This is a genomic window from Bacillus sp. P4_D3, assembly GCF_056401855.1.
This window is the reverse complement of record NZ_JBFUIN010000001.1, coordinates 1-15279: the sequence shown is the minus strand read 5'-3', so window position 1 is coordinate 15279 and position 15279 is coordinate 1. Positions and strand designations below refer to the sequence as shown.

The following is a 15279-nucleotide window of genomic DNA, read 5'->3' as shown; positions in this document are numbered from 1 at the left end:
AGGAATATTCCTCATTGCCTTTTTGTTTATCCTTGTAATTCTTTTTTAATGTTTTCTGTTAATGTAGCCATACGCTTACGACTTTCTTCACGCTCACGTTTATTTTGCTCTTCAATTTGTTGTGTTTCTTGCATACCTCTTGAAATAATGTTCCAAGTTTCCTCAAGTGTTTCCATCTTAATACTAGAAGAACCTGATATTCTCGCTACTTCCACACTTTGAGTTGCGATATTTTGTGCATTTTTCTTAAGTAATTCATTTGTACGGCGATCAAGTTCAGCCATAGAGTCCGCAACAAGTTTTTGACGTTTCGCATTTACCGCTTGAATGATACCATTTTTAAAAATAGGAATCGTTGTAATAAATGCTGTATTGATTTTACCGATTAATTTATTGTTACCGCGTTGAATCATACGAATTTGTGGCGCTGTTAATAGAGCAACCATACGTGCTTTTTCTAAATCATCAATACGTTGTTCTAAAATTTCAACAGAGTTTTTAAGCGATTCTAATTCAATACCTGCTAACTGATCATTATTACGTATGCGTTCTTCGTACATCGGAACTAACTCTGTATTTAAACGCTCTAATAACATTTCCCCTGCTACTACGTATTTTTCTAAGTCTAAATAATACTTTAAGTTTTGCTCATATAAACCATCTAACGTACCAATTGATTTTTTCATTTCATCTTGATACTTCGTAATTTCTACGTATACTTTATCCATTTCGCGACCCATCGTCTGATACTTACTAAAGATTTGTTCAATCATTTTATCTGCTTTTTTGAACATACGTGAGAAGAAACCACTTTTCTCTTCCGCAAAGTCTTTACTATCAAATCTGTCCATAATTTTACCAAGCTGTTTTAATAATTCACCAGAGTCTTCTATTTTCGATAAAGACATTGTATGTAAAATTTGATCAGCGAAACGTGAAATCTCCATAGAAGGCTCTTTTCCAAGCTCGATTAATTCTAGTTGGTCTTTAATGTCTACTGCATTATAAATACGTTGTACTTCAGCATCTTGTCTAAGTTGCAAGCGAACGTCTTGTGCGGTTTGCTCATTCAATTCTGTTTTCGAATCTAGTACGACTGGGTTATTCATATGATATTCTCCCTTTCCTTATAAAAATGGACGAAATAGTCCTTTTATTGTTTGTGATAAATTTTTATAGGCTGATGAACCATGAAATTCAAGATCGAAATTAACTTCTTCAAGCCAATGTGAGTCAAATGCTCCTGATTCAATATACGGTTCAATATCGTTTCTCCCCGTTGGATTAAAGTGGAATACATCTACTCCAATTTGATTTAAAAATAGTAATAACACAGCATCAGAACGACTTAATTCTCCGCTCTTCTCATTATTAAATATAACAATTTTCGGTACTTCTTGCGAATAATCAAATTTCTCAAGCTGCTCTAAAATGTTCGGTGGTATTTGCGAGAGTTGTGCGAAAACATACAGTGCTACATCTTGTTTCGTCTCTCTCGCAATTGGTTTACACATTTCACTTTCACACGTATGAATAATCGCTTCTGCAATACCATGTTGTAATCCTTCTGGTAAACGCTTATGCGACCACCAGTGGCTGTTCATAATTAAATCCGGATGTAACTTCCCCCCGCGGTCCAATGCATCACGATAATGATATTGGAAATTCGCTTTTTGTTCTTTCGTAAACGGGAATGTATTAATTAAAAAACTGTTATCAAATGATGTAACAGCCTTTAATCGCTGGAAATATTCTTTATCATTCTTTGAAACGCCTGATATTTTTGCAAATAAAGAAGGAATATAAATATGCTTATTTTCAACAAAGAATGTTGGACGTACAAATGCCTTTTCTTTCGTAATTAAAAAGAGTTCATCGTACGTTGTTTTGAGCGTACGGGCTACAGGTGTATACGAACGGAATTGCCACGGTTTGTATAATAATGAATTATCGTGGTGAAGTACTTGCTCGATTTCTTTTGAAGCTTGATAAGCTACTGTTGCGACGCGTTCACGACGCCGATCAGGAAATGGTTCTAATGAAATACGACCCGAATGAGATATGACAAAGGTCTTTCCTTCCTCATCTACACTCTCAAATCCATCTTTTCCTTCTGGGTGATAATAAAGCACATCGCAGCCGAGCATAATAAGAAAGTATAAGAAATATATACGACTCTCCGTCGCATCACCGTACCAAACGATACGCGGCATTTGTTTCTTATAATTAATCGTAGAGAACCACTTCGCTACGTAATTTTCACTTAATTTAATCATATCGATTAAGAAACGCCGGAATCCTTCTGTTTTTAAAGATTGATTATGTTGTTTCTCATACAATTTCAATACAGCAATAAACGTCGTATATATATAATGCTGTAAATCCGGATTGTCTACTTGCGGTAATAGTTGTTTCCCAGACAAATGTGCTACAAGCCTATTTACTGTAAGTCCATTCGGCGCTTCTTGATGTAATGCAAAAACTTCTTGAATATGGCGCAGTTTTTCGGGATCAATCACCTTATTTAAATTTTGTTCATGCAAAACCTCGATCCCTTTTGCTTCACTATAATCAAATAGCCCATTGAAATATTCATCTACATCATTCGGAACACCAAGAATGCGACTTGCTATGTAACTAAATTTCATCTCATTCTCTGTCAGTTCATATTGTGGGCGTTTTTCTAAAAGTGCTTCAAATTGCTTTAAATCTGATTCATCTTTTAATGCACATGGTTGAAGTGTAAAACGTGAAAACACAACAGTTCACCTCCAAAAACATTTACGTTTTTTCTAAAGTCTCTCTTCTATTATAAACTATTTTTAGTTATAAAAAATGGGCGCTCGCATAACGAGCAAACCCATTTCAATTATTTATGTTCATTTTTAGTAGCTGCAACTTCTTCTCGTGCTTGTCCACTATTCTTCATGTAGTGAATTATAAATGTTATTCCAAACGCTACAACTAAAACAATAAAGAACACTGTATGACTTACTTCAATATGAATGACAGATAACAGCATTTTTGCCGCAATAATTAAGATTAAAATATATGCTGTCGTTTCAAGTTCTGGAATACGCTCTAACAATTTTAAGAATACGCCAGCGATACCACGCATCATTAAAATACCGAGCATTCCACCTAATAGTAAAATCCAAACTTCATTCGATACACCAAATGCAGCAAGTACACTATCTACAGAGAATGCGATATCCATTAATTCAACCATCGCAACCGTTCCCCAGAAAACACCGAACATTCTGAAGAGAATACTATTTTGGTTCAAACCATGGGCTTCCTCTTCTTCTGAAGTGCCTTTTCTTTTATCAATGAAATATTTAATTGACAGCCAAGCTAAGTAAAGCGCACCTAACACTTTTACCCATGCCAATTTAATTAAGAACATTCCGATTCCAATTGCAATAAAACGGAATACATAAGCTCCAATCAGTCCATAGAATAATGCTTTTTTTCGTTTTTCTTCTGGAAGATGTTTTACCATTACCGCTAACACAAGTGCATTGTCAGCAGATAATAAACCTTCAAGTACAACAAGTGTACCTATTAACCCCCAAGATACTGGATCTTGTAACACTTTAATCCACATGTCCAAGTCGAAAAACTGAGCATACGTATCAAGGATTCCTTGCAAAATACTCATCTTACCTTTATCCCCTATTCTTTGCTAGATTTATAGAAAGGTCAAAAAAAGGAAACGAATGCCGTTTCCCTTCTTATGCATCCAAGCCATACGCTTTTACAAGCGCACCTAATCCACCTTGGAATCCGCTTCCTACTGCACTAAACTTCCACTGTCCATTATGACGATATAATTCACAAAAGACAACTGCTGTTYCAATGGAGAAATCTTCCCCTAAATCAAAACGAAGAACTTCTTCGTTTGTTTCTTCATTTGCTAAACGAACGAATGCATTTGCAACCTGTCCAAAGTTTTGATTACGGCCTTCACCATCATAAATTGTAACTGTAATAGCAATTTTATGAACATCTGCTGGAACCTTTTTCAAATCGACAACAAGTTGCTCATCATCGCCTTCACCTGCACCTGTACGGTTATCTCCTGTATGTAAAACTGATTCACAAGGAGACTGTAAATTATTATAGAAAATAAAATCAGTTTCCTTCGTACATTTCCCGTTCGCATCTAATAAAAAGGCAGATGCATCTAAATCGAAATCAGATCCACCATCATAAGATTTAATATCCCATCCAAGACCAATTACTGCTCTTGATAAACCTGGGCTTGTTTTAGCTAAATCAATTTTCTGTCCTTTTTGCAATTGAATAACCATATATATTCACCTCTATATTTTAATTTCAAAAAATATATCCATCAGTAAATACGCGTTTCACTGATGGATATATAAATCTATTACTCTACATCTAAACCAAAGTTATTACATAGAGAACCTAATCCACCTTGGAATCCACTTCCGATTGCATTGAATTTCCATTCACCTGCGTGACGGTATAATTCGCTTACTACTACAGCTGTTTCAATAGAGAAATCTTCTCCTAAATCGTAACGAATTAATTCTGCATTCTTTTCTTCATCCAGAATGCGTACGAAAGAGTTAGAAACTTGTCCGAAGTTTTGGCTACGGCCTTCTCCATCATAAATTGTGATTGCGAAGCAAATACGTTCGATATGTGCAGGAACATTTTTTAAGTCTATTTTAATTGTTTCATCGTCGCCTTCACCTTCACCTGTACGGTTATCTCCTAAATGCTCTACAGCACCATTCGCACCTTTTGGATTATTATAGAAGACGAAATCCTCTGCTCCTGAAACTTTACCGTTAGCACCTACTAAGAAGATACTAACATCTAAATCGAAATCGTTTTGTCCGTCATAACGATTCGTATCCCAACCAAGTCCTACAAGAACTTTCGAAAGACCTGGATTTGTTTTTGTTAAGTCTACCTTTTGTCCTTTTTTCAATGAAATTGATGCCATATACGATTCCTCCTTGGTTTATTTTATTGGTAACGTGATACAATCTCACTTAAGTTTTTATCTTGTGTTCCTTCTCCAACTGCTGAAAACTTCCATTCGTTTCCGTCTCGATACATTTCCCCTGCAATTAAAGTCATTTTGCCAGCGTAATTATCTGACAAGTTATAACGTGCTAATTCTTCACCTGTTTGTGGGTTTTGAATACGAATATATGCATTGCGAATCATCCCAAAATCTTGACGACGATTTACACAGTCGTAAATATTTACAACGAATACTAAACGATTAATACGGCTCGGAACTTTATGTAATTCTACGAAAATTGTTTCGTCGTCACCAGCGCCTTCACCTGTTAAATTATCTCCTGAATGAATGATACTACCACAAGTAGAAAGTTTGTTGCCGAAGTAAACTAGATCATTTTTGTTTAAAAAACGATCCCCTTCTAACATAACAACAGATGCATCACAATCTACACTTGGTTTACTTCCAAATAAAGAAGACAGAAACCCACCTGATTGCCCAATTGGATCCCAGCCTAAGCCAACCTGCAGTTTCGCTACTCTCGGTTGTCCTTTCGTTAAATCAATCTTTTGTCCTTTTTCTAAAATAATAGGCATGAAGTTTCTTCCTTTCTACAAAGCATTTTCCAAATCGGAAAACATTGTATTCTCCTCTTATATTGTAGCATTATTTATCTAATGAGAAAAAGGATAAATTCTCAATTATATGAAAACAGATACTATATTTATTTATACTGATGTAATAAGTGGTAAATAGAACCAATCATTCCTGCACAATTGCCGCTTTGTGCAAGTTTAATCTCACAATTACTATAAATCTCTTGATTTAAGTATGTTCCTATCTCTTTCTTCACTTCATTTAAGAAATCATCTCCTCTTTCAGTAATTCCCCCACCAATAATAATTATTTTCGGATTAAAAATATAAGCAAGGTTACTAATTCCAATCGCCAAATGTTTAAAGAAAATCTTCACGGCTTGAGTAACACCGCTATCACCCTTATCATATAATTCGAAAATTGTTTTACCATCCCACTCCTTTTCACCTTTATATCTTCGTACAAGATGAATTAATCCCGAAATTGAGGCAACCTCCTCAAAAGTATTCCCTTCTATTAACATGTTCCCCCATTCCCCAGCGCCAAACGAATGTCCACGGTATAACTCCCCATTTATAACAATTGCTCCACCAATGCCCGTTCCAAGCGTAAGCATAATAAAATCGCTTTCTCCCCTCCCTGTACCTTTCCATTTCTCGCCTAAGGCTGCACAATTAACATCATTTTCAATAGATACAGGAACTTTTAATGCTTCTTGTAATCTCTCAACAATAGAAATATTAGCATAACGCGGAATATGATCCACACCTCCCGTTATCACTCCTTTATCAATATCAACAATTCCCGCTGTACTAATACCAATTCCGGAAATAGTATGTTCAGTCATTAACTTTTTTGATAAATATATAAGCTTTTGAACAATTTGTTCCCCGCCCAAGTGAATTTCTGTTGGGACCTTTTTATGCATTAGTACTACCCCTATTTCTGAAACAATTCCATATTTAATTTGCGTACCACCAATATCAAATGCAATATATTCTTTCATCCGTTGCCACTTCCTCTACTGTTATGAGTATAAATTCTCCATCACTCTACTATTTGCAAAAAATTTACATTAACTCTTTTCTCCCTTTAGAAATACACCACCTTTTTCTATATATAGTTTTTTTTGCATAAAACTCTTTTTCCTATGAAATATTACGAAGGGGTGTATTTTAGATGGAACAATAATTTTTTCTTCAGGAGGAAAAAAATGACAAAAATCTTCATTTTAGCATCAACACTTTCTTTATCCTTTTTTAGCGGCTTAAATATTGGTAGTGCTGCAACTGAAAACTTCAATCCAATAACAAACGCTATTGTACAAAACAGTGATCATTTAGCAGAAGGAAACTCAAAAGATAATAATAAACCTCCAGGAAGCAACGGTTCTCAGGACGATAGTGGTTCTGGCGGTAGCGGCTCTGATGGCAGTGGTTCTGGTGGCAACGGTTCTGGCGGCAATGGCTCTGGTGGCAACGGCTCTGGTGGCAACGGTTCTGGTGGCAACGGTTCTGGCGGTAGCGGCTCTGGTGGCAACGGTTCTGGTGGCARCGGTTCTGGTGGCAACGGCTCTGGTGGCAACGGTTCTGGCGGTAGCGGCTCTGATGGCAGTGGTTCTGGTGGCAACGGTTCTGGTGGCAACGGTTCTGATGGCAGTGGTTCTGGTGGCAACGGTTCTGGTGGCAATGGTTCCGGTGGTAACGGTTCTGGTGGTAGCGGCTCTGGCGGTAGCGGTTCTGGTGGCAGCGGTTCTGATGGCAGTGGTTCTGGTGGTAGTGGTTCTGGTGGTAGCGGTTCTGGTGGCAACGGTTCCGGTGGTAACGGTTCTGGTGGTAGCGGCTCTGGCGGTAGCGGTTCTGGTGGCAGCGGTTCTGGTGGCAACGGTTCCGGTGGTAACGGTTCTGGTGGTAACGGTTCTGGTGGTAACGGTTCTGGTGGCAACGGTTCCGGTGGTAACGGTTCTGGTGGCAACGGTTCTGGCGGTAGCGGTTCTGGTGGCAACGGTTCTGGTGGCAACGGTTCTGGTGGCAATGGTTCCGGTGGTAACGGTTCTGGTGGTAGCGGCTCTGGCGGTAGTGGTTCTGGTGGCAATCGAGTTAAGGGCGATAGCAGTTCGCAAGATGGCAAAGGCTCTCAAGAGGGCAATCGAGTTAAAGGTGATAGCAGTTCACAAGGTGGTAACGTAAAAGATAATGCGACAAAACAAGGTGATAAGTTACCTACTACTGCAGCGCATTATCCTGCATCTATTTTAATGGGACTTTCAACATTCCTAATTGGTATGTTATTGTTTATTCGCCGTAAAAATGCAAAATAAAGACCAACATCCTTCCATCTAAAAAATACATGAAACCAATATAAAACTAAAAAGGACTTTGGATTGCAGTTTATTATGCAACCCAAAGTCCTTTTGGCATCTATCAGAAAGAGTATTAATATGCTTTTCCCCAATAGACCATGTGCTTTGCTTCTTTACTACAGCAAATACATTCGTCAGCTAAATGTTCTTGTTCAAAAGGCATACAGCGTGAAGATACTCCAACTTCTTCTTTTAGTTTCTCTTCACAAGCTAGTTCTCCACACCACATCGCCTTAATAAACCCTTGCTTTTCATCAGCTGCTTTTTTCATCTCTTCGAAATTCGTCACACTACACGTATTCTCATCGCGAAATACTTTTGCTTTATTAAATAAAGAATGATGAATTTCCTCAAGTAATGATGGAATACGTTCTTCTAATTGATCCATTGCTATAAATTCTTTTTCTTTCGTATCTCGCCTTACAAGTACAACTTGATTCTTTTCAATATCCTTTGGACCAACTTCTAATCGAATTGGAATTCCCTTCATTTCATACTCATTAAATTTCCAGCCCGGTGTTTTATTGCTAGCATCTATTTTTACACGCGCAACCTTCTGAATACGTCCTTGTAACTCTGTTGCTTTTTCTAACACACCTTCTTTATGCTGAGCAATAGGTACAATAACAACTTGTAATGGAGCGACTTTTGGCGGCATTACAAGTCCGTTATTATCGCTATGGACCATAATAAGTCCACCTATCATTCTCGTTGATACACCCCACGAAGTTTGGTGTACATATTGCCACTTACCGTTACGATCTAAAAACTTAATATCAAATGCTTCAGAGAAATTCGTTCCAAAGTTATGAGATGTTCCTGTTTGAAGTGCTTTTCCATCATGCATTAAACTTTCAATCGTATAAGTTGCCTTCGCTCCTGCAAACTTTTCTTTTTCTGTTTTTTGCCCTTTAATAACCGGAATTGCTAAATACTCTTCACAAAAGGCAGCATATAGATTTAAAATATTTAATGTTTCAATTTGAGATTCTTCTGCCGTTTCATGAATCGTGTGACCTTCTTGCCATAAAAATTCAGTTGTACGAAGAAATGGTCTCGTTGTCTTCTCCCAACGAACTACTGAACACCACTGGTTATATAACTTTGGTAAATCATTATATGATTGAACAATTTTTGAAAAATGCTCACAAAATAGAGTTTCAGATGTAGGGCGTACACAAAGTCTTTCCGCTAACTTTTCATCCCCACCATGAGTAACCCATGCTACTTCAGGAGCAAATCCTTCAACATGATCTTTCTCTTTTTGTAATAAACTCTCTGGAATAAACATTGGCATGTACACATTTTCATGGCCAGATTCTTTTAATTTTTCATCCATCACTTTCTGCATATTTTCCCATAATGCATAACCGTATGGACGTAAAATCATACAACCTTTCACACTTGAATAATCAACAAGCTCCGCTTTTTTTACAATATCGGTATACCACTGAGCAAAGTCTTCTTCCATCTTCGTAATGGCTTGTACTTGTTCTTTTACCATAGTTATTCTTCCTCCTTTAGAAAATAGAAAAAGCCCGTGTCCCCAAATAGGGACCGAGCTTTGTCGGCGTTACCACCCTGATTCATACACAAAAAATTGAGTATGCTCTCTTTTTGATAACGGGAATTTCCCGCTGCATATGCAGAACTCAAAGGTAGGTTCCATATCACCTTTTAAGAATCTTCCAGCCAAAAGGATTCTCTCTCTGCAAAAAAGGTAAGACATGTACTAGTCCTTTTTCATCGTTATAACGAAATAAATTTGTTCAATATCATAATATAAATTTTATTTTAAAACAAGAGTGAATTTTCTTATTTTTATACATTCTTTTCAATTATTACTGTTTTATACATAACTTTTCCGAACTATTTTTACAAGTTGATGAGCCACCATGCCAATTAGTGTACCAATTAAAACGAAGAAACAAATAAATCCGTATCCCATTCCTTCCCATCCACCAATAGCCATCATTGTTACAGGAAAGAAAGCTAAACAAAGAAGTACTAAACTAATTGCAAATATAATATCAAACTGTTTGTCTGGAAAACGTTTCTTTAGTAAATATGACATAAAAAATACAAGGAGAATCGTAACTCCACCAATGATGTAAAAGATACCAAATCCATCTAACCAATCCATAGTATTCCCTCCTTCCATCCATTCCCTTATACTTATTATATGTTTAATTTTTCTGAAAATAAACAATAGAATTTTATTCAGAAATATATTCTTATTACCAGGTATTAATAGTAATATATAAGAATAGGTTTTATATAATCAGGAGGGAAACTTTATGGATAAAGCATTAACAAATCACGTCATTATTTTATCTTTCGACTGCTTATCAGCTTTAGATTTTCCTATATTACAAAAACTACCTAATTTCCAAAATTTAATAAAAAAGGGCGCGATTGCGAAAAAAGTGGAGCCAATTTATCCTTCTGTAACATATCCAAGCCACTCAACAATCGTAACCGGTAATTATCCTAATAAGCATGGCGTTGTCAGCAATACATTACTTCAACCAGGACGTGAGTCACCAGATTGGCATTGGTATCGAAAGTCCATTAAAGGAACAACTTTATATGATGAAGCACGCAAAGCAAATTTAACGACAGCATCCCTTCTATGGCCTGTTACTGGAAGAGCAAATATCGATTACAATTTACCAGAAATTTTTCCAAATAGACCGTGGCAAAATCAAATTTTAGTTTCATTATTTAGCGGTAGCCCGCTATATCAATTAGATTTAAATCGTCGCTTCGGCCATATACGAAATGGATTGTCACAGCCTGAGCTTGATGATTTCGTCCTTGCTTCTGCCGTACATACAATTCAGACGAAAAAGCCTAATGTTATGTTTGTACATTTTACTGATTTAGATACTCAAAGACATTATCATGGCTTCGAGTCCGAGGAAACAGTAGCTGCAATCCATAGACACGACGAACGCCTTGGAAAAATTATTCATGCATTAAAAGAAAGCAGGCTATACGAAGAGAGTACAATTATTGCACTTGGTGACCATAGCGCTTTAAGTGAAAATAAAGCAATCCAATTAAATGTCCTATTTCGTCAAAAAGGACTTATATCCGTAAATAAAAGTGGAAAGTTACTAGATTGGAAAGCCTATTGCCAAAGCTGTGATGGATCTGCCTACGTACATGTAAAAGATAAAAATGATACTGAAACGATTAAAGAGATTCAACTTCTTCTTGAAGAGCTTCTTCAGGATAAACAAAATGGAATTGAATTTATTCTGCACGATGAAGATGCAAAAGAACGTGGTGCTGATGGTAATTGCTTATTTATGCTAGAAGCCATGGAAGGTTATTACTTCATTGAAAATTATACAGGGGATTTCATAAAAGAAATTACTAAAAAAGATGTTACTTCTAGTAAGAAATATACATTTGGAACACACGGATATTCTCCAACAAAACCTAACTATGAAACAATTTTTATAGCTGCTGGGAAAGGCATTCAAAGTGGTGTTACAGTCCCGTATATGAGACTTATTGATGAAGGCCCGACTATTGCTAGATTACTCGGTTTGCACTTAGGTGAAACAGACGGAGCAATTGTAGAGGATTTGCTTCAATTGTAAAGAACTGTGTATATATGTAAAAGTTATGTAAAAATCATCCTTGTTTCTCTTTTTACAATTTTTATTTTTGTACACTGTTAGTAGAACAAATTTAAGGGGGAACATTATATGAAAAAAATGTCCAGACAAGAAAAAAGCTGGATATTATATGATTGGGCTAACTCGGTATATTCGCTCGTCATTACAACTGCATTATTTCCAATTTACTTTAAAGCAGCTGCAAAAGAAGCTGGACTATCTGGTGCAACTTCAACAGCCTATTGGGGATATGCAAACTCGTTCGCTACACTTTTAATTTCTATACTCGCTCCTATTCTCGGCACAGTTGCTGATTATAAGGGATTTAAAAAACGATTTTTCACATTCTTCTTTGGACTCGGTATCGTATTTACAAGTATGCTAGCAGTTGTTCCAACATCTCAGTGGTACTTATTACTAGGATGCTATATGCTCGCATTAGTCGGCTTTGCTGGAGCAAATATTTTTTATGATGCATTTTTAATAGATGTTACATCTAAAGATAGAATGGACCGAATTTCTACAAGAGGCTTTGCATTAGGTTATATTGGGAGCACAATTCCTTTTATCGGTTGTATTGCTCTTATCATTCTTGCTCAAAAAGGAACTATCCCCCTATCGGTCGGAATTGCTAGTCAAATTTCCTTTGCAATAACAGCTCTTTGGTGGGGACTATTTACGATACCAATGCTAAAAAATGTAGAGCAAACACACTATATTGAACGTCATCCAAGACCAATTGCAATGAGCTTCAAGCGCCTTGCTGATACTTTTAAAAATATTAAAGAATATAAAACTGTATTTATGTTCCTAATAGCTTACTTTTTCTACATTGACGGGGTAGATACAATTATTACTATGTCTACTGCTTACGGAACAGATCTCGGTATTAGTGCAACCAATCTATTAATCATCTTATTTGTAACACAAATTGTCGCTTGTCCATTCGCTTTATTATATGGAAAACTATCAGAAACATTTACCGGTAAAAAAATGCTATATGTCGGTATTATTATTTATATCATTATTTGCATATATGCTTATTTCTTAAAAACGACACTAGATTTCTGGATTTTAGCAATGCTGGTTGCTACTTCTCAGGGCGGGATTCAAGCACTTAGCCGTTCTTATTTCGCAAAACTAGTGCCGAAAGAATCTGCAAATGAATTCTTCGGATTTTATAATATCTTTGGTAAATTCGCGGCAATTATGGGTCCAGTATTAGTAGGTGTCACAACACAATTAACAGGAAAAACGAACGCTGGTGTCCTTAGTATTATCGTCCTATTTATTATCGGTGGATTCTTATTAACTAGAGTACCTGAAAATGATACGTCCGTTACACCACCTAATCCGAAAACTAAAACAATATAAGAAAAAGATCCTCTTCAAACGCGAAGAGGATCTTTTTCTTTATTTTTAACGATAACGTTGTACAATTAAAGACTCTACAGCTTGTACAAAAATAGTTTATCGACAGTTGTTCCTAATACTTCTGCTAACCGGAATGCTAGCGCTAAGCTTGGATCATACTTATTATTCTCAATTGCATTTATCGTCTGTCTTGATACGTTACACTTATCAGCTAATGCACCTTGTGAAATATTATTTTCAGTGCGTAATTCATAGATTTGATTTTTCACACCGTTTCTCCTAACCTGTAAAATTATTTTTACAACATCAGTATATAGTTGGTACATTTCATTGTCAAAAGATTTCCATAGAAAAAGGAAGCAAACATGCTCCCTCACGATACTTATTTCGAAATTAAAGAATTGTTTAACTCCTTTTGATTTGCGTCTTCTTCTTTATTTATAATATTTCCACTTATCTTCATGCGTAAAACTGGCACAATCGCTAATAAAATAAATGACATCGCTATACAAAATACAATAACTAGTGAAGTCATTTCCTTCAATCCCCCAGCTAGTGAAGTTCCAATTAGCATTGCACCCATAAACAGTGGTAAAATTGTCCCATTTACCCTTCCAATCATATTTTCTGGTACAAGTTGAATCATAAGCGTACCGACAACGATATTGACACAGGCTAAACAAATCCCTGTTCCAAATCGCATCAAACTAGTAACCCAAAATGATGTAGACAACCCTTCGACTAAAAATGAGATTGCTAATATACTCATACCAAATACAAACATCTTTTTCGGATTTACTTTTGAAGCGAAAACTGCAGCAACAATACCACCGATTAGCATACCTATTCCATCCGCTGCTGCTAAATATTGAACAGCTTCTTTTTCCATGCCTAAACGTTCGATTACAAGGAATACTTCTAATGGGTTCGTTAATCCGACTGCTAAACCAATAATAGTAAAAGTAATTGTAATCATACGTAAATTTCGCGTGTGAAGAACGTATTTCCATCCTTCTTTTATATCATTTTTTAATGAACCTCTCACTGCTTGCTCTTGTTCAACCCATTTTGGTAAAAACGAAAGGACAATAGCCGATAACAAAAATAAAATGATCAAGCTATATAGTGACGTAAATAAACCAAGTTGTGTATACACAATTGACCCTACAACTGGTCCGAAAATCATAAATAACGACTGTAACGTTTGGTTAAATGCAATAGCACTCGCTACCTGTTCTTCTTTTACATAACGCTTAAATATACGTGAAGATGACGGTTGAGAAAACTGACCTACAATTGCGGAAACGAGTGTTGCGAAAAATATAGCCTGCCAATAATCAAGCTTTAACAATAAAACAATTCCTATAATAGATAGTACGCTTAATACATCTCCAGCAACCATCGTTCTCTTCGGATTCCAGCGATCTGCTAACGCACCACCGATGAATGAAAAAATAAAAATTGGTGCATATTCCATAACCGACAATAAAGAAACTGAAACCGGATCATTATTCGTTCGCTCCATAATAAAATACAAAAGAGCCATATTTCTGATCCAAATTGCAAATTGTTGTAAAATATCAGATGCCATAACGAGCATAAATGCTCGGTTTTTAAATAGAGTCTTCATCCTCATTTCTCCTTTTATAAACCGACCGTTCAGTCTAATTTTTTTGTAAGAAAAGCCGCTGACTTATTATTCAGCTGCCATCCCTTTTAACAATACATCTATTGCCTTTTTATAAATTCGTTTTAGCTCTTGGTAATCTAACTCATAGTAAAGTACTCCAAGCCCTGATAATAACCCATTCACAATATACATGAGATCGCGAGTATTATCTTCACGGAACTCTCCAGACTTTATGCCTGTTTCAATTAATTTCTCAAAAATCACATACGATTCTCTAGTTAGAGCTAACATTTCATCTAAAATCTCTTTACTTACAACTTGGCTCATAGAAAATTCTTCTATTGCACTAGAAATAGGTTGCTGTATGTCCTCTACATAATATTCTGCGAGACCATATAATTTCTCAATATTAGTAACATACAACTTCTCTTTTTCATTCCATTTCTCAAGCCAATCATACGTATGCTGTTTCACTACAAATAAAAATAATTCTTCTTTACTTTTAAAGTGATAATAAATACTTCCTTTACTTCGCCCTGTAACTTCACAAATATCTTCCATAGATGTAGCTGCATAACCTTTTTGTGAAAACAGACTTTCTGCTTTATATGCAATTTCTTTCTTTATCTCTTCTGCACTTCTTCTCATATTCACACCTCACTAAACCGACCGTTCAGTCTAATAA

15 protein-coding genes and 1 other annotated feature are annotated in these 15279 nt (G+C 36.1%); of the genes, 3 read left to right on the top strand and 12 right to left on the bottom strand.

The window, feature by feature from the left end:
- Positions 1–26: 26 nt before the first annotated feature.
- The 7 genes from AC1DTM_RS00075 to AC1DTM_RS00045 all read right to left on the bottom strand — a co-directional run bounded on the left by AC1DTM_RS00075 (position 27) and on the right by AC1DTM_RS00045 (position 6605).
- Positions 27–1109 (bottom strand): toxic anion resistance protein, encoded by a 1083-nt coding sequence (locus tag AC1DTM_RS00075; protein ID WP_002115838.1) that lies wholly within the window; start codon positions 1107–1109, stop codon positions 27–29.
- A gap of 18 nt (positions 1110–1127) precedes the next feature.
- Positions 1128–2759, bottom strand: coding sequence for a YceG family protein (locus AC1DTM_RS00070; RefSeq protein WP_199714963.1), 1632 nt, complete (start codon positions 2757–2759; stop codon positions 1128–1130).
- Between the two features lie 110 nt (positions 2760–2869).
- Entirely contained in the window at positions 2870–3661 is a 792-nt protein-coding gene (locus tag AC1DTM_RS00065; protein ID WP_016103445.1) for a TerC family protein, read from the bottom strand.
- A 73-nt stretch (positions 3662–3734) separates the two neighbouring features.
- A complete protein-coding gene (locus tag AC1DTM_RS00060; RefSeq protein ID WP_476999951.1) occupies positions 3735–4313 on the bottom strand; it encodes a TerD family protein in 579 nt (192 codons plus the stop codon).
- Between the two features lie 80 nt (positions 4314–4393).
- Positions 4394–4978, bottom strand: coding sequence for a TerD family protein (locus AC1DTM_RS00055; RefSeq protein ID WP_002113699.1), 585 nt, complete (start codon positions 4976–4978; stop codon positions 4394–4396).
- Between the two features lie 23 nt (positions 4979–5001).
- The gene (locus AC1DTM_RS00050) at positions 5002–5598 is read right to left on the bottom strand and encodes a TerD family protein (protein WP_002029589.1); all 597 of its coding nucleotides are present in this window, start codon (positions 5596–5598) and stop codon (positions 5002–5004) included.
- 128 nt (positions 5599–5726) lie between these two features.
- Positions 5727–6605 (bottom strand): ROK family protein, encoded by an 879-nt coding sequence (locus AC1DTM_RS00045; protein WP_002113697.1) that lies wholly within the window; start codon positions 6603–6605, stop codon positions 5727–5729.
- Positions 6606–6812: 207 nt separating this feature from the next.
- On the opposite strand from AC1DTM_RS00045, the gene AC1DTM_RS00040 reads away from it, so the two are divergent.
- Complete coding sequence (locus AC1DTM_RS00040; RefSeq protein WP_476999950.1) at positions 6813–7919, top strand: cell wall anchor protein; 1107 nt, start codon at positions 6813–6815, stop codon at positions 7917–7919.
- A 115-nt stretch (positions 7920–8034) separates the two neighbouring features.
- Here the strand turns inward: AC1DTM_RS00040 and proS are convergent, their stop codons facing one another.
- Together proS and AC1DTM_RS00030 are read right to left on the bottom strand one after the other, a co-directional pair.
- On the bottom strand, positions 8035–9465 hold the full coding sequence (gene proS / locus AC1DTM_RS00035) for a proline--tRNA ligase (RefSeq protein ID WP_016103441.1): 1431 nt from the start codon (positions 9463–9465) through the stop codon (positions 8035–8037).
- Positions 9466–9510: 45 nt separating this feature from the next.
- Positions 9511–9717: a binding site (T-box leader), on the bottom strand.
- 93 nt (positions 9718–9810) lie between these two features.
- Positions 9811–10104: a YesK-like family protein gene (locus AC1DTM_RS00030; RefSeq protein ID WP_133059465.1), complete on the bottom strand. Its 294-nt coding sequence runs from the start codon at positions 10102–10104 to the stop codon at positions 9811–9813.
- 154 nt (positions 10105–10258) lie between these two features.
- On the opposite strand from AC1DTM_RS00030, the gene AC1DTM_RS00025 reads away from it, so the two are divergent.
- Together AC1DTM_RS00025 and AC1DTM_RS00020 are read left to right on the top strand one after the other, a co-directional pair.
- Positions 10259–11572, top strand: a complete 1314-nt coding sequence (locus AC1DTM_RS00025; RefSeq protein WP_088098672.1) for an alkaline phosphatase family protein — start codon at positions 10259–10261, stop codon at positions 11570–11572.
- A gap of 108 nt (positions 11573–11680) precedes the next feature.
- Positions 11681–12964: an MFS transporter gene (locus AC1DTM_RS00020; RefSeq protein ID WP_016103438.1), complete on the top strand. Its 1284-nt coding sequence runs from the start codon at positions 11681–11683 to the stop codon at positions 12962–12964.
- Positions 12965–13038: 74 nt separating this feature from the next.
- Here the strand turns inward: AC1DTM_RS00020 and AC1DTM_RS00015 are convergent, their stop codons facing one another.
- From AC1DTM_RS00015 to AC1DTM_RS00005, 3 genes are all read right to left on the bottom strand, one after another.
- A complete protein-coding gene (locus tag AC1DTM_RS00015; protein ID WP_078173516.1) occupies positions 13039–13290 on the bottom strand; it encodes a helix-turn-helix transcriptional regulator in 252 nt (83 codons plus the stop codon).
- A gap of 56 nt (positions 13291–13346) precedes the next feature.
- Positions 13347–14594, bottom strand: coding sequence for an MFS transporter (locus tag AC1DTM_RS00010; protein ID WP_016103437.1), 1248 nt, complete (start codon positions 14592–14594; stop codon positions 13347–13349).
- Between the two features lie 66 nt (positions 14595–14660).
- Complete coding sequence (locus AC1DTM_RS00005; protein ID WP_016103436.1) at positions 14661–15242, bottom strand: TetR/AcrR family transcriptional regulator; 582 nt, start codon at positions 15240–15242, stop codon at positions 14661–14663.
- Positions 15243–15279: the final 37 nt, after the last annotated feature.